General features: G+C 72.1%; 17 protein-coding genes and 1 riboswitch. Of the genes, 10 read left to right on the top strand and 7 right to left on the bottom strand.

Annotated elements, in window-relative coordinates; translation table 11 throughout:
* Together ACFYOJ_RS14955 and bioB are read right to left on the bottom strand one after the other, a co-directional pair.
* Complete coding sequence (locus tag ACFYOJ_RS14955) at nucleotides 1–1,287, bottom strand: adenosylmethionine--8-amino-7-oxononanoate transaminase (protein ID WP_356550952.1); 1,287 nt, start codon at nucleotides 1,285–1,287, stop codon at nucleotides 1–3.
* Nucleotides 1,280–2,521, bottom strand: a complete 1,242-nt coding sequence (gene bioB, locus ACFYOJ_RS14950; protein ID WP_356550953.1) for a biotin synthase BioB — start codon at nucleotides 2,519–2,521, stop codon at nucleotides 1,280–1,282. Before bioB ends, ACFYOJ_RS14955 begins: the two co-directional genes overlap by 8 nt.
* A gap of 151 nt (nucleotides 2,522–2,672) precedes the next feature.
* Between bioB and ACFYOJ_RS14945 the strand changes: the two genes are divergently transcribed.
* Nucleotides 2,673–3,800, top strand: coding sequence for an 8-amino-7-oxononanoate synthase (locus tag ACFYOJ_RS14945; protein ID WP_356550955.1), 1,128 nt, complete (start codon nucleotides 2,673–2,675; stop codon nucleotides 3,798–3,800).
* A 42-nt stretch (nucleotides 3,801–3,842) separates the two neighbouring features.
* Here ACFYOJ_RS14945 and ACFYOJ_RS14940 read toward each other — a convergent pair whose 3' ends face one another.
* Together ACFYOJ_RS14940 and ACFYOJ_RS14935 are read right to left on the bottom strand one after the other, a co-directional pair.
* Nucleotides 3,843–4,091 (bottom strand): DUF397 domain-containing protein, encoded by a 249-nt coding sequence (locus ACFYOJ_RS14940; RefSeq protein ID WP_356550956.1) that lies wholly within the window; start codon nucleotides 4,089–4,091, stop codon nucleotides 3,843–3,845.
* 12 nt (nucleotides 4,092–4,103) lie between these two features.
* Nucleotides 4,104–4,964 (bottom strand): helix-turn-helix transcriptional regulator, encoded by an 861-nt coding sequence (locus ACFYOJ_RS14935; RefSeq protein WP_356550958.1) that lies wholly within the window; start codon nucleotides 4,962–4,964, stop codon nucleotides 4,104–4,106.
* A 214-nt stretch (nucleotides 4,965–5,178) separates the two neighbouring features.
* Between ACFYOJ_RS14935 and ACFYOJ_RS14930 the strand changes: the two genes are divergently transcribed.
* Nucleotides 5,179–5,751, top strand: coding sequence for an ATP-binding protein (locus ACFYOJ_RS14930; protein ID WP_356550960.1), 573 nt, complete (start codon nucleotides 5,179–5,181; stop codon nucleotides 5,749–5,751).
* 171 nt (nucleotides 5,752–5,922) lie between these two features.
* Here ACFYOJ_RS14930 and ACFYOJ_RS14925 read toward each other — a convergent pair whose 3' ends face one another.
* Entirely contained in the window at nucleotides 5,923–6,396 is a 474-nt protein-coding gene (locus ACFYOJ_RS14925) for a C40 family peptidase (protein ID WP_356550961.1), read from the bottom strand.
* A gap of 3 nt (nucleotides 6,397–6,399) precedes the next feature.
* A riboswitch (cyclic di-AMP (ydaO/yuaA leader) is annotated at nucleotides 6,400–6,614 on the bottom strand.
* 575 nt (nucleotides 6,615–7,189) lie between these two features.
* Here ACFYOJ_RS14925 and ACFYOJ_RS14920 point away from each other — a divergent pair.
* The 7 genes from ACFYOJ_RS14920 (at nucleotide 7,190) to ACFYOJ_RS14890 (ending at nucleotide 13,597) form a co-directional block, all read left to right on the top strand.
* Nucleotides 7,190–7,492 (top strand): urease subunit gamma, encoded by a 303-nt coding sequence (locus ACFYOJ_RS14920; protein WP_356550962.1) that lies wholly within the window; start codon nucleotides 7,190–7,192, stop codon nucleotides 7,490–7,492.
* Nucleotides 7,493–7,506: 14 nt separating this feature from the next.
* Entirely contained in the window at nucleotides 7,507–7,818 is a 312-nt protein-coding gene (locus tag ACFYOJ_RS14915) for an urease subunit beta (RefSeq protein ID WP_356550964.1), read from the top strand.
* Entirely contained in the window at nucleotides 7,811–9,532 is a 1,722-nt protein-coding gene (locus ACFYOJ_RS14910; RefSeq protein WP_356550965.1) for an urease subunit alpha, read from the top strand. Before ACFYOJ_RS14915 ends, ACFYOJ_RS14910 begins: the two co-directional genes overlap by 8 nt.
* Nucleotides 9,533–9,540: 8 nt before the next feature.
* On the top strand, nucleotides 9,541–10,215 hold the full coding sequence (locus ACFYOJ_RS14905; protein WP_356550966.1) for an urease accessory UreF family protein: 675 nt from the start codon (nucleotides 9,541–9,543) through the stop codon (nucleotides 10,213–10,215).
* 179 nt (nucleotides 10,216–10,394) lie between these two features.
* The gene (ureG, locus tag ACFYOJ_RS14900) at nucleotides 10,395–11,072 is read left to right on the top strand and encodes an urease accessory protein UreG (RefSeq protein ID WP_356550968.1); all 678 of its coding nucleotides are present in this window, start codon (nucleotides 10,395–10,397) and stop codon (nucleotides 11,070–11,072) included.
* Nucleotides 11,060–11,836 (top strand): urease accessory protein UreD, encoded by a 777-nt coding sequence (locus ACFYOJ_RS14895; protein WP_356550970.1) that lies wholly within the window; start codon nucleotides 11,060–11,062, stop codon nucleotides 11,834–11,836. Before ureG ends, ACFYOJ_RS14895 begins: the two co-directional genes overlap by 13 nt.
* A 216-nt stretch (nucleotides 11,837–12,052) precedes the next feature.
* A complete protein-coding gene (locus ACFYOJ_RS14890; RefSeq protein WP_388597008.1) occupies nucleotides 12,053–13,597 on the top strand; it encodes an alpha/beta hydrolase in 1,545 nt (514 codons plus the stop codon).
* A gap of 72 nt (nucleotides 13,598–13,669) precedes the next feature.
* Here ACFYOJ_RS14890 and ACFYOJ_RS14885 read toward each other — a convergent pair whose 3' ends face one another.
* On the bottom strand, nucleotides 13,670–14,392 hold the full coding sequence (locus tag ACFYOJ_RS14885) for a lysophospholipid acyltransferase family protein (RefSeq protein ID WP_356550972.1): 723 nt from the start codon (nucleotides 14,390–14,392) through the stop codon (nucleotides 13,670–13,672).
* Nucleotides 14,393–14,725: 333 nt separating this feature from the next.
* Here ACFYOJ_RS14885 and ACFYOJ_RS14880 point away from each other — a divergent pair, with 333 nt between their 5' ends.
* Entirely contained in the window at nucleotides 14,726–16,846 is a 2,121-nt protein-coding gene (locus ACFYOJ_RS14880; protein WP_356550973.1) for a PQQ-dependent sugar dehydrogenase, read from the top strand.
* An 82-nt stretch (nucleotides 16,847–16,928) separates the two neighbouring features.
* On the opposite strand, the gene proP is transcribed toward ACFYOJ_RS14880, so the two are convergent.
* Nucleotides 16,929–18,443: a glycine betaine/L-proline transporter ProP gene (proP, locus tag ACFYOJ_RS14875; protein ID WP_356550974.1), complete on the bottom strand. Its 1,515-nt coding sequence runs from the start codon at nucleotides 18,441–18,443 to the stop codon at nucleotides 16,929–16,931.
* Nucleotides 18,444–18,552: the final 109 nt, after the last annotated feature.

Below are 18,552 nucleotides of genomic sequence, written 5' to 3'. Positions count from 1 at the left end.
TCACCCCTCCTGTGCCGCCGCGCACACCGCGCGGGCGATGCGTGCCACGTCCGCGTCGCCCGTGACGTACGGCGGCATCGTGTAGACCAGGTCCCTGAACGGCCGCAGCCACACGCCCTCGCGCACCGCCGCCCGCGTCGCCGCCCGCATGTCGACGGGGTGGTCGAGCTGGACGACGCCGATCGCGCCCAGCACCCGCACGTCGGCCACGCCGGGCAGTCCGGCGGCGGGTGCGAGCCCCTCGGCCAGGCCCGTCTCGATGCGTTTGACCTCCGCGCGCCAGTCCTGGCCGAGCAGCAGCCCGATCGACGCGCACGCCACGGCCGCCGCCAGCGGATTGCCCATGAACGTCGGCCCGTGCGCGAGCACCGGCACCTCGCCGCGCGAGATGCCCTCGGCCACCCGCGAGGTGCACAGCGTGGCCGCCATCGTCAGGTATCCGCCGGTCAGCGCCTTGCCCACGCACATCACGTCCGGCGTCACCGCCGCGTGCTCCGCCGCGAACAGGGCGCCGGTGCGACCGAAACCGGTGGCGATCTCGTCGAACACCAGCAGCACGCCGTGCGCGTCGCACGCCTCGCGCAGCACCCGCAGATACGCGGGGGAGTGGAACCGCATCCCGCCCGCGCCCTGCACCACCGGCTCCACGATCACCGCGGCCAGCTCGCCGGCGTGCCGCTCGACCGTCGTCCGCAGATGCTCCGCGTACGCCTCCTCGTACTCCGCGGGCGGCGCGTCCGCGAAGACCTGGCGCGGCAGCACCCCGCTCCACAGCTCGTGCATCCCGCCCTCGGGGTCGCACACCGACATGGGCTGCCAGGTGTCGCCGTGGTAGCCGCCGCGCCAGGTCAGCAGCCGCCGCTTGGCCGGGCGGCCCAGCGAACGCCAGTACTGCAGGCACATCTTGACGGCGACCTCGACCGACACCGAGCCGGAGTCGGCGAGGAAGACGTGCTCCAGGCCGTCGGGTGACATGTCGACAAGGAGCTTCGCCAGCCGTACGGCGGGCTCGTGGGTGAGCCCGCCGAACATCACGTGGCTCATCCGCTCCAGCTGTCCGCGCGCGGCCTCGTTCAGCACCGGGTGGTTGTAGCCGTGGATCGCCGACCACCAGGACGACATCCCGTCGACCAGCTCGCCGGACCCGTCGGCCAGGCGCAGCCGCACTCCGCTCGCCGACTCCACCACCAACGGGTCCTGCCGGCCCGGCATGGGCCCGTACGGATGCCAGACGTGCCGCCGGTCGAGCGCCAGCAGCCCGTCCACCGTCAGTTCGGGGTCAGGCATTGGGCGCGAGATCCGTTCCGGCACCGCGGCGGCGTACGGCGACCAGGTCCGTGCGGGGGCCGCCGGCCGTCGCCGGTGCGGCGGGCGTGGCCGTGCCGCAGCCGCCCCCGGCCGGGACGGAACCACAGACACCGCCGCCCTCGTGGGAACCGCAGCCGCCGCCCTCCCCGTGCGAGCCGCAGCCGTCTCCGTCCCCGTCCCCGTGCGATCCGCACCCGCCCCGGTCCGTGTTCCGGTGCGCGGGCAGCGTCGTCTCACCGGTGCCCTCCACCTCGAAACCGGCGTCCGCGATCATCTCCAGGTCGGCCTTGCCCGCCTGCCCCTCGCTGGTGAGGTAGTCGCCGAGGAAGATCGAGTTGGCTAGGTGGAGCGCGAGCGGCTGCAGCGTCCGCAGGTGCACCTCGCGCCCGCCCGCGATGCGCACCTCGACGTCCGGGCAGACGAACCGGACCATCGCCAGGATCCGCAGACAGCGCTGCGGGGTCAGGTTCCACTCCTTGGCCAGCGGCGTGCCCTCGAAGGGGATCAGGAAGTTGACCGGCACCGAGTCCGGGTCCAGCTCCCGCAGCGAGAAGACCACGTCGACCAGGTCCTCGTCGCTCTCGCCCATGCCCGCGATCAGCCCCGAGCAGGCCGAGAGCCCGGCCGCGTGCGCCTTGTTGACCGTGTCCACCCGGTCGGCGTACGTGTGCGTCGTCGTGATGTCCCCGTACGTCGCCTCGGACGTGTTGAGGTTGTGGTTGTAGGCGTCGGCGCCCGCCTCGCGCAGCCGCTCCGCCTGGCCGTCGGAGAGCAGACCCAGACAGGCGCACACCTCGACGCCCTCGTTCTGCTCCTTGATGGTGCGGATCGTCTCCGAGACCCGGTCCACGTCCCGCTCGGTGGGGCCGCGCCCGCTGGCCACCAGGCACACCCGCTTCGCGCCGCCCGCCACACCCGCGGCCGCGGCCTCGGAGGCCTCGCCGGGCTTCAGCCACGTGTACTTGAGGATGCCGGCCTTCGAGCCGAGCCGCTGCGAGCAGTAGGAGCAGTCCTCGGGGCACAGGCCCGACTTGAGGTTGACGAGGTAGTTGAGTTTCACCCGTCGGCCGAACCAGTGCCGGCGCACCTTGCCGGCCGCGGCCACCACGTCGAGCAGTTCGTCGTCGGACGTGGCGAGGACGGCCAGGGCCTCCCCGCGGGTCGGCGACTCGCGCCGAAGTCCCTTGTCCACCAGCGTGTTCAGCAGGTCCATGAGAACCGATCCTGTCCTACGGGGCCACTCGGGGCCAAGGAGAGTCCGCACAACAGTGGCAGATCGGCGTGTGGGTATCACCACACCTCGGGCGGCCCGTCGTGCCGCTAGTGTCTGTCCGCTGCCCACACAACTCCCCGAGGAGCGACGCATGGCGTTCGGCTGGATCGACGAGCAGGCCGGGGCGCGCCGCCGGGCCGGTCTCGTACGGACGCTGCGGCCCCGCCCGGCCGGCTCCCCGCTCCTGGACCTGGCGAGCAACGACTACCTCGGCCTCGCCCGGCACCCCGAGGTCGCCGAGGGCGCGGCGCGGGCCGCGCGGGACTGGGGCGGCGGTGCGACCGGATCCCGGCTGGTCACCGGGACGACGGAGCTGCACGCCGAACTCGAGCGGGAACTGGCCGGCTTCTGCGGCTTCGAGGCCGCGCTCGTCTTCTCCTCCGGCTACGCGGCCAACCTCGCCGCGGTCACCGCACTGGCCCCCCACGGCTCCCTCGTCGTCTCCGACGCGGGCAACCACGCCTCGCTGATCGACGGCTGCCGGCTCGCCCGGGGCACCACCCAGGTCGTGGCACACGCCGACCCGGAAGCGGTCCGCAAGGCACTCGCCGCCCATGCCGGGCCCGCCGTCGCCGTCTCCGACACGGTCTTCTCCGTCGACGGCGACGCCGCCCCGCTGACGGCCCTCGCCGAGGCGTGCCGGGAGCACGGGGCCGGGCTGGTCGTCGACGACGCCCACGGCCTCGGCGTCCTCGGCGAGGGCGGCCGGGGCGCCCCGCACGCGGCGGGGCTCGCGGGCGGCGACGACGTCGTCGTCACGGTCACCCTGTCCAAGTCGCTCGGCAGCCAGGGCGGCGCCGTACTCGGCCCCGCACGGGTGATCGACCACCTGGTCAACACCGCCCGGACCTTCATCTTCGACACCGGACTCGCCCCCGCGGCCGCCGGCGCCGCCCTCGCGGCACTGCGGCTGCTGCGCCGCGAGCCCGCACGGGCGGAGCGGGCGCGCACCGTGGCGGCCGACCTGCACGCACGCCTGACCGCCGCGGGCCTGGACGCCGTACGTCCGGACGCCGCGGTGGTCTCGGTGCGCGCCCCGTCCCCGGAGGGGGCCGTGCGGTGGGCGGCCGACTGCCGTACGGCCGGCCTGTCCGTGGGCTGCTTCCGCCCGCCCTCCGTGCCCGACGGCATCTCACGGCTCAGGCTGACCGCCCGTGCGGACCTCTCCGGGGAACAGATCGAACGCGCTGTACGGGTGATCGGCGAAACGCGGCCATGAGTCGGCGTGGCACGGCCGTGTGTCGCACGATGCCCGGTCGGGTCAGCCGGCCCGCCCGGGCCGGCCGCGGCGGAACACGGCCGTGAACGACGCCCAGCTCCCGGGGGAGAAGAGCAGCGCGGGCCCGGCCGGGTCCTTGGAGTCGCGCACGGCGAGGAGTCCGGCCCAGGGGCCGGCCGGCGGACGGGCCGTCTCCACGCAGTTGTTGGCTCCGGTGCTGTAGCTGCTGCGCAGCCATCGCACGCCGTGCAGATCGGTACTCGTGGGGGTCTTCCGAGGAAGTGCGGACATGGTGGTTCCTCCTTACGCGCCGGCCGCTGTCGCGGCGATGTAGTCCAACGAGTCCTCGGGCGAAAGGGCATGGTGCTGAAGGGCGTCGAAGGCCTCGGTGTAGGCCTCCAGGTCTTCTTTCCGTTCGAGATAGACGCTACTCGTCAAGTGGTCGAGAACAACCACGTCCAGATCGGAGACGTTCGGAAATGAGAAAATTACGAACGGACCGGTGACGCCGATGTGCGCCCCGGCGGAGAACGGCAGTACCTGCAACCGGACATGGGGCAGCCGCGCGGCCTCCACCAGCCGGTCCAGCTGACGGGACATCACCCCGGGCCCGCCCACCTCCCTCCGCAGTACGGCCTCGTCGAGGACCGCGTTCAGCGCCAGCGGGGGATCGGACCGGAGCACGTCCTGCCGGGCCAGCCGGACCTCCACCAGCGTGTCCAGCCGCTCCTCGGTCAGCCCGTCCACCGCGGCCCGCGTCACCGCGCGCGCGTACTCCGGCGTCTGCAGCAGCCCGGGCACGACGGTGGTCTCCAGCGTGCGCATCGCGCTCGCCTGGGACTCCAGACTGATGAAGTCCCGGTACGTCGGCGGCAGTACCCCGCGATAGGCGTGCCACCAGTGGTGCCGCCCGCCCGCGTCCTCGGAACCCGCCAGCAGCCCCAGCAGCTCCCGCAGTTGGGGATCGTCCACGCCGTAGGCGTCCAGCAGTAAGCGCACGTCGGCCGGTTTCGCCCCGCTCGTCCCGGTCTCGATCCGGCTGACCTTCGACTGGTGCCAGCCCACCAGCCGGGCCGCCTCGCCGCTGGTGATCCCCGCCGACGTGCGCAGGGCGCGCAGCTCCGCGCCCAGCTTCCGGCGGCGCACCACGGGGCCGTGCTGCATGGGCCATTCCTCCGCTCCTCATGAGCCGCCCGAATACGGTCTGCCGTCGCAGAGTTCACCGCTTCGAGCGACAGATATATGCATAACTCGGTGGATCGCCGCCCCGCACCGGGGAGGTGGTGGCAGTCTGACGGTCAAGCACCAGTCCGGGACCGTACTCGAACCACCCGCTCCGTGTCGGGCTGCGGTCCCGTGGGAAAGGGACGACGTCGCCATGGCAGACCACCTGGAAGCATCCGTCACTCTGCCGAGCGAACCCGCCTCGGTGGCCGCCGCGCGTACCTATGCGGTGGGCACGCTGGCGGAATGGGGCCTGCCCGCGGACGCGGACACCTCCGAGACCGTCCGGCTGATCGTCTCCGAGCTGGCCACCAACGCGGTCCAGCACACCTTCGGACAGTCGCCCACCTTCACGGTGGACCTCGTGCTCGACCGTGACGAGCGGCTGACCGTCGGCGTCACCGACAGCCATCCGCGGTTCCCCAAGCGTCTGCCGGCCGCCGTGCAGCAGGACAACGGCCGGGGCATGGTGATCATCCGCTGGCTGGCGGCGGAGTACGGCGGCAGGCTGCGGGTACGGCCCACGCGCGAGGGCGGCAAGACCGTCTCCATCGAACTGCCCTGGACGGCGCCGGGGGGCCCGGCGTCCGCGGAGCCGGGCACGGGGCCCGCGGTGCCCGTCCCGGCCGCGGAGCCCGTCCCGGCCGCGGAGCCCGTCCCGGCCGGGGATGCCCCGGGGCGAGGCGGAAGGGGCGGCACGATCCCTGAAGCCGAGATGAGGGGCTGAGGCGGGGACGACGCGTACGGCGACCCGCGCGCCCCGGCCGCCGTGTGCCGGGTGGTGCCGTCCCGCGCCCGGCGGTGTCCCCGTCGAGGGCGGTGCGCCGACGGCACGGACCGGCGCTCCACACCCGGGCAGGTGACGGCGCGCCAGGACGCCGTCACCTGCCCGGGCGGATCACTTCACCCGGCCGTACCAGACCTTGTTGGTCCAGATCTTCTGCAGACGCACCACGTCCCCGGTCTTCGGGGCGTGCCACATCTTGCCCTTACCGGCGTAGATGCCCACGTGGTAGACGTAGCTGCCCGAGTGGAAGAACACCAGGTCTCCGGCCTTGCGGCTCTTGGCGGAGATGTGCCGGGTCTTGTTGTACTGCTGCGCCGCGGTGCGCGGCAGCTTCTTGCCGGCCTTCTTGAACGAGTACAGGGTCAGTCCGGAGCAGTCGAACCTGTACGGCCCGACGGCGCCCCATGCGTAGGGGGAGCCCTTCTTCGAAGCAGCGATCTTGAGGGCCTTGGCCGCGTGGGTGGCGGCGGCGGCCTCACCGGACGCACCGGGGACCACGAGGGAACCGCCCACGGCGGCGAGGGTCAGGGCGGAGGCCGTACCGGCACGGGCCACCAGCGACGGGACACGATTGAGCGCAGTCATGCGCAACCCTTCGTCAGCCGCCTGTGAAGGATGACCTGTCGGATTCGGGCTGGCGAAGTTGCCCGGCCGCGCGAGTGCGGCTTCACCCCAAGGGCCACTCGGTCCGGTCATGGCGTGACCGTTCCCGGCGACCCGTCGTGCTCGGGTCCTCCACTCCTGCCGATCCACTCCTGTCGACCGGTCGTCCGGGCGGCGGCAGGACTCGGCGTCCGCCCGGACCGCCCCGCCGCTGCGGCGGGGGCTTGTCGTCAGTCACGGATCTTGTCCCACCGGGGTCGGAAAATCCCAACGGAACGGGGCACTTGTGTTGTTACTCACCACTCACCCGTTCGGGTGGACACATCCCCGCCCTCCGTACCCACACACGCGGCGGCGACGCCGGGACCAGCGGCGGAAGGGGGAATTCCGGCTCCCGGGGAAGCGGAGTGCGCAAGCTCGGCGGGCGGGAAATTCGAGGTGTTCCTACGCTGAAAGGGGGTACGCCGGATGGTCCGTTTCGGCCACCGGCCGAGAGGATTCCGAGAGCGGGGAGCGGGCGTGCGTCAGCGCGCGAAGACACCGGGACGACCTGCGGGCATGCGAACGGGACGCCGACGGCACGGTAATCACCCGGTCAAATCAACGTGACGTGGCAGAAACACTTTAGCCGTACTCTGCACCCCGATCCACCTGCGTTTTTCGGAACAACGGGGCGTGCTTTCGGGCTCTTTCCTGTGTGTTACATCTAGATCCGTCGCGGTGGCCGCGGCAGCCGGGCCGTTCGGTTCCGGCATGTCTTTCTGTGAGGTGATTCGTGCAGCTGACCCCGCACGAGCAGGAACGCCTGCTCGTCCATGTGGCCGCGGACGTGGCCGAGAAGCGCCGGGCGCGCGGAGTGAAGCTCAACTACCCCGAGGTCGTCGCGCTGATCACCTCGCACATCCTCGAAGGCGCCCGCGACGGTCGCACGGTCGGCGAACTGGTGTCCTCCGGACGCAAACTGATCCAGCGTCACGAGGTCATGGAGGGCGTACCCGAGATGATCCACGACGTACAGGTCGAGGCCACCTTCCCCGACGGCACCAAGCTGGTCACCGTCCACGACCCGATCATCTGACAGGGACGGCAGCCGTGATTCCCGGAGAGATCCTCTTCGCCGACGAGCCGGTCGTCTTCAACGAGGGCCTGGAGAGCATCCGCCTGACCGTGCTCAACACCGCCGACCGGCCCGTCCAGGTCGGCTCCCACTACCACTTCGCCGAGGCCAACCCCGCCCTCGCGTTCGACCGCGGCCTCGCCCACGGCAGACGGCTCGACATAGCCGCCGGCACCGCCGTCCGGTTCGAGCCCGGCATCCCGGTCGACGTGGAGCTCGTCCCCCTGGCCGGCGCCCGCGTCGTCGTGGGCCTGCGCGGCGCGACCGGAGGTGCCCTCGATGCCTGAACTGTCCCGAGCCGCCTACGCCGACCTGTTCGGCCCCACCACCGGCGACCGCATCCGCCTCGCCGACACCGACCTCCTCGTCGAGATCGAGGAGGACCGCTCGGGCGGCCCCGGCCGCTCCGGCGACGAATCCGTCTTCGGCGGTGGCAAGGTGCTGCGCGAGTCGATGGGCCAGTCGTGCGCCACCCGCGCCGACGGCGCCCCCGACACCGTGATCACCGGCGCCGTGATCATCGACCACTGGGGCATCGTCAAGGCCGACATCGGCATCCGCGACGGCCGGATCACCGGCATCGGCAAGTCCGGCAACCCGGACACCATGGACGGCGTCCACCCGGAGCTGGTCATCGGCCCCGAGACCGAGATCATCGCGGGCAACGGCAGGATCGTGACCGCCGGCGGCATCGACACCCACGTCCACTTCATCGCTCCGACCGTCATCGCCGAGGCGCTCGCCTCCGGCATCACCACCCTCATCGGGGGCGGCACCGGACCGGCCGAGGGCAGCAAGGCCACCACGGTGACCCCGGGTTCGTGGCACCTGGCCCGGATGTTCGCCGCCCTGGAGTCGAGCCCCGTCAACATCGGGTTCCTCGGCAAGGGCAGCACCATGTCCAAGCAGTCGATGCGCGACCAGCTGCGCGCCGGCGTCCTCGGTTTCAAGATCCACGAGGACTGGGGCGCGACCCCCGCCGTCATCTCCGCCTGCCTGGACGTCTGCGAGGAGTCCGGCGCCCAGCTCGCCATCCACTCCGACACCCTGAACGAGGCCGGCTTCGTCGGCGACACCTTCGACGCGGTCGCCGGCCGCACCCTGCACGCCTTCCACGTCGAGGGCGCCGGCGGCGGCCACGCTCCCGACATGATCACGGCGGTCTCGCTGCCGAACATGCTGCCGGCGTCCACCAACCCGACCCGGCCGCACACCGTCAACACCGTCGAGGAACACCTCGACATGCTGATGGTCTGCCACCACCTGAACCCCGCAGTCCCGGAGGACCTGGCCTTCGCGGAGTCCCGCATCCGGCCGAGCACCATCGCGGCCGAGGACATCCTGCACGACATGGGGGCGATCTCCATCATGTCGTCGGACGCCCAGGCCATGGGCCGCATCGGCGAGGTGATCCTGCGGACCTGGCAGACCGCCCACGTGATGAAGGCCCGGCGCGGCTTCCTGCCCGGCGACACCAGGGCCGACAACCACCGTGCCCGTCGCTATGTCGCCAAGTACACCATCAACCCCGCGGTCGCCCAGGGCATCGACCACGTGGTCGGCTCCGTCGAGTCCGGGAAGCTGGCCGACCTGGTGCTGTGGGAGCCGCGTTTCTTCGGGGTGAAGCCGCAGCTCGTCCTCAAGGGCGGGCAGATCGCCTACGCCCAGGTGGGCGACGCCAACGCCTCCATTCCCACCCCGCAGCCCATGCTGCCGCGCCCGATGTACGGCGCGCTCGGCACCGCACCCGCCATGAACTCGCTGAACTTCGTGGCCGAGGCGGCGATCGAGGACGGGCTGCCGGAACGCCTCGGCCTCGGCAGGGAGTTCGCGCCCATCCGCTCGACCCGCGGCCGAACCAAGGCCGACATGCGGGAGAACGACGCCCTGCCGCGCGTGGAGGTCGCCGCGGACTCCTTCGCGGTCACCATCGACGGTGAACTCGTCGAACCCGCACCAGCCGTCGAACTGCCGCTCGCGCAGCGGTACTTCCTCTTCTGAGCGCCGTCGTGAGCCGCGCAGCGCTGCTGGTCCTGTCGGACGGCCGCTTCCCCGCCGGTGGGCACGCCCACTCCGGCGGGGCGGAGGCCGCCGTCAAGTCCGGACACATCACCGACGCCGCGAGCCTGGAGGAGTTCTGCCGGGGGCGGCTGCACACCACCGGGGCCGTGACGGCCGCCCTCGCGGCGGCCGCGGCCCTCGGCCTCGACCCCGGTGCGCTCGACGAGGCCGCGGACGCCCGTACGCCCTCGCCCGCCCTGCGGGCGGTGGCCCGCAGGCTCGGCCGGCAGTTCGTGCGGGCCGCCCGCGCCACCTGGCCGCACCCCGAACTCGACGCGCTCGCCGGACGCTTCCCGAAGGGCGCCCACCAGCCGGTCGTGCTCGGGCTCACCGCCCGCGCGGCCGGGCTCGAGCCGCTGGACGCCGCGTACTGCTCCGCCTACGAGGGGGTGAGCGGCCCGGCGACCGCGGTCGTCCGGCTGCTCGGTCTCGACCCGTTCGACGCCACCGCCGTCCTCGCCCGGCTGGCGCCGGAGGTGGACCGCGTCGCCCGGGACGCCGTGGAGGCGGCGCACCTGGCCCTGAGCGAGGGCGTGGACGCGCTGCCGGCGCGGTCCGCGCCGCTGCTCGAGATCGGGGCCCAGGCGCATGCCGCCTGGGCGGTGCGGCTGTTCGCCTCGTAGGGGGCTGCCGCCCCCGCCGCCCCTTCCCGTTCCCGACCCCGGGGGCTTCGCCCCCTCGACCCCGCCAGGGGGTTCCGCCCCCTGGCCCCCGTCCGGCCTGAACGGCCTCGTCCTCGGAATCCCCCGGAGGGGGTCCGGGGCGGGCCGACAGGCCGGCCCAGATGCACAGGAGTCGCACCATGCACCTCGACCACCACCACGACGGTCCCGCCGCCGTCTCCGCCGACGCCCGCCGGCCCGACGGGACCCGCCGCGCGCTGCGCATCGGGCTCGGCGGTCCCGTCGGCTCCGGCAAGACCGCCACCGTCGCCGCCCTCTGCCGCGCCCTGCGCGACGAGTTCTCCCTCGCCGTCGTCACCAACGACATCTACACGCGCGAGGACGCCGAGTTCCTGCTGCGCGAGGCGGTGCTGCCGCCGGAGCGGATCAGCGCCGTCGAGACGGGCGCCTGCCCGCACACCGCCATCCGGGACGACATCTCCGCCAACCTCGAGGCCGTCGAGGACCTGGAGGACGAGGTCGGGCCGCTCGACCTGGTGCTCGTGGAGTCCGGCGGCGACAACCTCACCGCCACCTTCTCCCGCGGACTCGTCGACGCCCAGATCTTCGTGATCGACGTGGCCGGCGGCGACGACATCCCGCGCAAGGGCGGTCCCGGCGTCTCCACCGCCGACCTGCTCGTCGTCAACAAGACCGACCTCGCCCCCCACGTCGGCTCCGACCTCGCGCGGATGGCCGCCGACGCCAAGGCGCAGCGCGGCGAACTCCCCGTCGTCCTCCAGTCCCTCAGGAGCGAGGCGGGCGTCACCGAGGTCGCCGGCTGGGTGCGCTCCCGGCTCGCCGCGTGGACGGCGTGAGGGCGCCGGGCGGCGTCCGCGCGAGGGCGCGCATCCTCGCCCGCGGCGACGGGCGCGGCGGCACCGGCCTGCCCGTGCTGGAGGGCGAGGGCCCGCTCGCGGTGCGGCGCACCCGGGGGAGCGGGTCCGAGGCCCGGGTGCTGCTGGTCGGCGCGATGAGCGGGCCGCTCGGCGGCGACCACTTCACGGTGACGGCCGAGGCGGTGCAGGGCGCCCGCCTGCGCGTCGGCTCGGCCGCCGCCACCCTCGCGCTGCCGGGCCAGAACAAGGCCGGGGCCCGCTACGACGTACGGCTCGCCGTCGCCGACGACGCCGAACTGCGCTGGGAGCCGGAACAGCTGATCTCGGCGCACGGCAGCGACCTCCGGGTGACCACCTTCGCCGAAGTGGCGCCCACGGCCGGCCTCGTGCTGCGGGAGGAACAGGTGCTCGGCCGGTCCGGGGAGGAACCGGGACGGCTCACCAGCCGGCTCGCCGTGCGGATCGCCGGGCGTCTCGTCCTCGACCAGGAACTGGCCTGCGGCCCCGGCGCCCCGGGCGGCTGGGACGGCCCCGCCGGGCTGGCCGGCCACCGGGCCGTCGGGCAGGTCGTCGTCGTACGGCCGCGGTTCGCCACCGATCCGCCGGCCGCCCGTACGACGGGGGACGGGGCGGCCGTGCTGCCGCTCGCCGGACCGGCGGTGCTGGTGACGGCCGTCGCGCCGGACGGGCTGCGGCTGCGGCGGCTGCTGGACGAGGCACTGGCCTCGCTGGACCGGACCTGACCGATCTGACCGATCTGATCGACCTGACCGACCGGCGAACACGCTTATCCGCTTATCGGATTGGCAAAGAAGTGGTGCAGGCCCTGTTCCCGGGGAACGTACAGCCGCGAAGATCCCCGTACCTGTCGAACCATGTACGGGGAGGGCCACTTGAGGAAGACCAGGCTGCACCGGAGAGCCGTCGCGTTCGGCTCGGCCGGAGCGCTCGTCACCGCCATGCTGATAGCCGGCACCGTCACGGCACCCGCGGCCGGCGCCAGCCCGGCCGCCGGCCGGGACCACGGGAGCCAGGACCGCGAGGCCCGCGGCGCCGCCATCGCCGCGGCCCGCGCCGCCGAGGCCGGCATCGACTGGCAGGACTGCCCCGCTGACTGGAACCTGCCGAAGCCCATCCAGTGCGGTTACGTCACCGTGCCGCTCGACTACGCCGAGCCGTACGGCAAGCAGATCAGGCTCGCCGTCGACCGCATCGGCAACACCGGCACCGCGTCCGAGCGCCAGGGCGCGCTCGTCTACAACCCCGGTGGCCCCGGCGGCTCCGGTCTGCGCTTCCCGGCCCGCGTCACCAACAAGAGCGCGGTGTGGGCGGACACGGCCAAGGCCTACGACTTCGTGGGCTTCGACCCGCGCGGCGTCGGCAAGTCGGCCCCCATCTCCTGCGTCGACCCGCAGGAGTTCGTCAAGGCGCCCAAGATGGACCCGGTGCCGCGCAACGAGGCCGACAAGCTCGCCCAGCGCAAGCTGGCCCGCGAGTACGCCGAGGGCTGCCTCGAGCGCAGCGGCGAGATGCTCCCGCACATGACCACGCCGAACACCGCGCGCGACCTGGACGTCATCCGCGCCGCCCTCGGCGAGAAGAAGCTCAACTTCCTCGGCGTCTCCTACGGCACCTACCTCGGCGCGGTCTACGGCACCCTCTTCCCGGACCACGTGCGCCGGATGGTCCTCGACAGCGTCGTCAACCCGTCGCGCGAGAAGATCTGGTACCAGGCCAACCTGGACCAGGACGTCGCCTTCGAGGGCCGCTGGAAGGACTGGCAGGACTGGGTCGCCGAGAACGACGCGACCTACCACCTCGGCGACACCCGCGCCGAGGTCCAGGAGCAGTGGCTCAAGCTGCGCGCCCGGGCCGAGAAGGCGCCCCTCGGCGGTGTCGTCGGCCCGGCCGAGCTGATCTCCTTCTTCCAGAGCGCCCCGTACTACGACTCCGCGTGGGCCCCCACGGCGGCGGTCTTCAGCAAGTACGTGTCCGGCGACACCCAGGCCCTCGTCGACGCCGCCGCCCCGGACATGACCGACACCGCGGGCAACGCCTCCGCGGAGAACGGCAACGCCGTCTACACCGCCGTCGAGTGCGCGGACGCCAAGTGGCCCACCAACTGGCGCACCTGGGACCGGGACAACACCCGGCTGCACCGCGACCACCCGTTCATGACCTGGGCCAACGCATGGATGAACCTGCCGTGCGCCACCTGGCCGGTCAAGCAGCAGACCCCGCTGAACGTGAAGACCGGCAAGGGCCTTCCGCCCGTGCTGATCGTCCAGGCCGAGCGTGACGCGGCCACCCCCTACGAGGGCGCCGTCGAACTGCACCGGCGGTTCGAGGGCTCGCGCCTGATCACCGAGCGGGACGCCGGCTCCCACGGCGTCACCGGGCTGGTCAACCCGTGCGTCAACGACCGGGTGGACACCTACCTGCTCACCGGCGGGCTGGACGCCCGGGACGTGACCTGCGCCCCGCACGCCACACCCAAGCCGTAGGCGCCGCGGGCACACAGAGGGGGCGGCCGGTCCGACCGGCCGCCCCCTTCGCGCGCCCTCGGGCGGGCCGGCCTACCGGTGCGGCAGCCGGGGGAACCGGCGGGCCTTCGCCGCCCTCTCGGCCTCCTCGGCCTTGACGTCCGCCGCGTACCGGTCGACGTACTCCTGCTCGGACAGCGACAGGATCGCGTACATGATCTCGTCGGTGACGGCGCGCAGCACGGCCTTCTCGCCCTCCATGCCGGCGTAGCGGGAGAAGTCCAGCGGCTCGCCGAAGCGGATCACCACGGGGTGCACCTTCGGGATCTTCCGGCCCGGCGGCTGCGCCTCGAAGGTGCCGATCATCGCGCACGGCACGACGGGGACGCCGGCCCTGAGCGCCATCACCGCGACACCGACCTTGCCCTTGTACAGCCGGCCGTCGTGCGAGCGCGTCCCCTCCGGGTAGATGCCGAGCAGCTCGCCCCGGCCCAGCACGCCGAGCCCCTCGCGGATCGCCGCCTGCCCCGCATCCTTGCCCGAGCGGTCCACCGGGATCTGCCCCGCGCTGCGGAAGAAGAACGCGGTCAGCCGGCCCTTGAGGCCGGGGCCGGTGAAGTACTCGGCCTTGGCGAGGAAGGTGATCCGGCGCCGCAGCACGGCGGGCATCAGGAAGTGGTCGGAGAACGACAGATGGTTGCCGGCGACGATGGCCGCGCCCGAGGCCGGCACATGGTCCAGCCCTTCGATCCGGGGGCGGAAGACCAGCCTCAGCAGCGGGCCGAGCAGTACGTACTTGAGCACGTAGTAGAACATGGTTCGCCCTCTCACCCGGATTGTTGCTGCCCCCATGCTGGGCCACCTGACGGCCCCTCACCAGCCGTCCCGGGCGGTGCGGTGCGGGGCGGACCCCGGACCTGTCCGAAAACACCCGGAATGCACAGGGACTCCTTCCGCCGGTCCGTCACGGCCGGGCGGTCTTTCCCCGAGAAAGTTCGGTCTTTGTCCTTGACGCGTGGAAAGTGGGCGCTCTAGCGTCCAACCGACTCACTCCGCAAGGGTTTTCGCGTGTTCCACCCGCAGCGGCCGGCCGAGGACGACGAGCCCTCCGGCGCTGTGCGGCCGTCGACCAGCTCAAAGGAGTTCTGAGTGCGCAACAGACGGATCGTCACCCTGATGGCGGCGGCGGCACTGGCCGGGTCCGCCGGGCTCCTGACCGTTCCCGCGGTCCAGGCCGCCCCCTCGGACCCGGCGCCGCCGGACGCGTCGGCCTTCCAGAAGGTCACCCTCAACGACCGCCCGGGTGAACCCATGGCCCTCGCCGTCCTGCCCGACCGGCGGGTGCTGCACACCGCGCGCACCGGCGAGGTGCGGATCCACGACCCGAAGAGCGGGGTGAACTTCCTCGCCGCCGACATGAAGAAGAGTCCCGCCGGCCTCTACCAGCACGACGAGGAGGGCGTCCAGGGCATCGCCGTCGACCCCGGCTTCAGCAAGAACAAGTGGGTCTACCTCTACTACTCGCCCCGCCTGAACACCCCCGTGGACGACCCGGCCACGCCGGGCGTGAACGAGGGCGACGCCCCGGAGTTCGGCACGGCCGCGGACTTCGCCAAGTACAAGGGCGTCACCCGGCTGTCGCGGTTCAGGCTCGAGGGCAACAAGCTGAACTTCGCCACCGAGCAGAAGATCCTCGACGTCCCCGCCGACCGCGGCATCTGCTGCCACGTCGGCGGCAAGATCGACTTCGACGGCAAGGGCAACCTGTACCTGTCGACCGGCGACGACTCCAACCCGTTCGCCTCGGACGGCTACGCCCCGCTCGACGACCGCCCCGACCGCAACCCGGCCTACGACGCGCGGCGCACCGCGGGCAACACCAACGACCTGCGCGGCAAGGTCCTGCGCATCAAGGTCGGGAAGGACGGCCGGTACAGGATACCGAGCGGCAACCTCTTCAAGCCCGGCACGCCGAAGACCCGGCCCGAGATCTACGCCATGGGCCTGCGCAACCCGTTCCGGTTCACCGTGGACGACAGGACCGGGGAGATCTACGTCGGCGACTACTCACCCGACGCCAACAAGGCCGACCCCGGCCGCGGCCCCGCCGGACACGGCCGCTGGACGGTCATCGACCGCCCCGCCAACTACGGCTGGCCCTTCTGCGTGACCCCGGACATGCCCTACCAGGACTACGACTTCGCCACCAAGAAGTCGAACGGTGCGTTCGACTGCGCCAAACCGGTCAACGACTCCCGCCACAACACCGGCCTGAGCAAGCTGCCGCCGGTCGAGGACTCGGCGGTCGTCTACGGCTACGGGGCCTCCGAGAAGTTCCCCGAGCTCGGTACGGGCGGCATCGCCCCCATGGGCGGCCCGGCGTACCGCTACGACAGGCGGAACAAGGCCGAGAACCGCTGGCCCGCGTACTTCGACGGCAAGCCGCTCTTCTACGAGTGGACCCGCGACCAGATGCTCGCCCTCACCCTGGACAGGAAGAACCAGGTCACCAGGATCGAGAACGCGCTCCCCTCGATCACCACGGACGGCCCCATCGACGCCGAGTTCGGCCCGGACGGCGCGCTGTACGTCCTCGAGTACGGCACCGGGTACTTCGCGGAGCTGCCCGAGGCCCAGCTGGCCCGCATCGACTTCACGCGGGGCAACCGCACCCCGGAGCCCAAGGCCGCCGCGGACGTGGTCAACGGGACCAACCCGCTGACGGTCCAGTTCTCCAGCGCCGGCACGAAGGACGCCGACGGCGACGCCCTCAGCTACGCCTGGGACTTCGACGCCGACGGCACCGTGGACTCCCGGGAGGCCAACCCGAAGCACACGTTCACGAGGAACGCCGTCTTCGACGCCACGCTGAAGGTCACCGACAGCACCGGCCGCTCGGCCGCCGCCTCGGTCCCGGTCGTCGTCGGCAACAAGGCGCCGGTCGTCACCCTCACGACCGACCCCGCGCCCGACAGCGGCACGCCCTTCCACTGGGGTGACACGGTCACCTGGAAGGTCACCGTCACCGACGACCAGCCGGTGGACTGCTCAAAGGTCAGCGTCTCGTTCATCCTGGGCCACGACACGCACGGTCACCCGCTCTCCACGACCACCGGCTGCTCCGGATCGTTCAAGACGTTCGTGGACGGCGGCCACGCCGGCGCGGACAACCTGAAGGCGGTCTTCAACGCCAGCTACAAGGACACACCCCCGGAGGGCCTGCCGTCCCTCTCGGGCAGCGCCGAGGTCGCGCTGACCCCGGCCGACTGACCCCGGGCCGCGACACGGAGACGGAGACACGAAGGCGGGGCGCCACCTCTGGGGTGGCGCCCCGCCGGTGCCGTGGGCCGTTTCAGAACTTCGGTGTCGGCGCCTGGGCCTCCACCAGCTCCGCCGCCTCCTCCGCGGTCTGCACCGAGGGCGGGGAGCCGGCGAGCGGCTTCTGCGCCGTCTCCTTCATGCAGGCCACCGCGACGACGCCGACCAGGGCCGCGGCCATCGCGTAGTAGGCGGGCATCATGTCGGAGCCGGTCACGCTGATCAGGGCGGTGATGACCAGCGGCGTGGTCCCGCCGAACAGGGAGGCCGACAGGTTGTAGCCGACCGAGAGCGACCCGTACCGGACGTTGGTCGGGAACATGGCCGGCAGCGCCGCGGACATCGTGCCGAGCAGACAGACCAGGGACAGGCCGAGCATCAGCATGCCGGCCGAGACGGCGAGCAGGCTGCCGTCCTGCACCAGCAGGAAGGCCGGCGCGGACAGCACGAAGAAGCCGATCATGCCAGTCATCAGGAGGGGCTTGCGGCCGAAGCGGTCGGACAGCCGTCCCACCTGGTTGATGATCAGCATCAGCAGCACCATCGTGGCCACCAGGATCAGCAGACCGTGGCTCTCGCTGTAGTGCAGCTCGTCCGACAGGTACGTCGGCATGTACGACAGCAGCATGTAGTCGGTGATGTTGTACGCGCCGACCAGCGCGATGCACAGGATCAGCGCCCGCCAGTGCGTGCGGAAGATCTTGGCGAGGTCGCCCCGGGCGGTGGTCTCCACGGCGTTCGCCGCGTCGGAGACGTGGACGTTGGCGTCCTCCAGCTTCAGGAACGCGGGCGTGTCGTCCAGCTTCAGCCGCAGGTAGATACCGACGATGCCGAGCGGCGCCGCGATGAGGAACGGGATGCGCCAGCCCCAGGCGTCCATGGTGTCGCTGCCGAGCCACGCCGTGAGCGCGGTGACGAGACCGGCGGCGCCGGTGTACCCGGCCAGCGTGCCCAGTTCCAGGAAGCTGCCGAAGAAACCGCGCCGCTTGTCCGGCGCGTACTCGGCGATGAAGGTGGACGCGCCGCCGTACTCGCCGCCGGTGGAGAAGCCCTGGAGCAGGCGGAAGACGATCAGCAGCAGCGGCGACCAGAAGCCGATCGCGTCGTAGCTGGGAATGAGCCCGATGGCGGCCGTGCCGATCGCCATGAGGATCATCGTCAGCGCGAGCACCTTCTTGCGGCCGATCTTGTCGCCCATCGGGCCGAAGACCATGCCGCCCAGCGGCCGCACCAGGAACGCCACGGCGAAGGTGGCGAACGAGGACAGCAGCTGCGCGGTGTCGCTCCCGGACGGGAAGAACACCCGGCCGATGGTGCCGGCCAGGTAGGCGTAGATGCCGAAGTCGAACCACTCCATGGCATTGCCCAGCGACGCCGCCTTCACGGCTTTCTTGACCGCGGCCTCGTCCGTGACGGTGATGTCCGACCGGCGCAGCCGGGGGTTCTGCCGACGCCTGATGGCCCGGAACAGCGCCGGGTGGCGCCGGATCGCCGCGGCGTCGGGTTCTGGGCCGTTCTCGTTGGAGGACGTGGCGGCCTGCCTTTCCACGCGCAGACACTCCGGGGACGGAGCGCTGCTCGGTCGTACATTTCTCAGGTCGTACCGTTCCCCCGATCATGCTGGGTATGGGCGTGACGTCGGTCATGCGGCTGCGCCG

Origin of the sequence: Streptomyces sp. NPDC006384 (assembly GCF_042870695.1) — a bacterium.
Taxonomy (GTDB): domain Bacteria; phylum Actinomycetota; class Actinomycetes; order Streptomycetales; family Streptomycetaceae; genus Streptomyces.
This window is presented reverse-complemented; position numbering and strand designations above follow the sequence as displayed.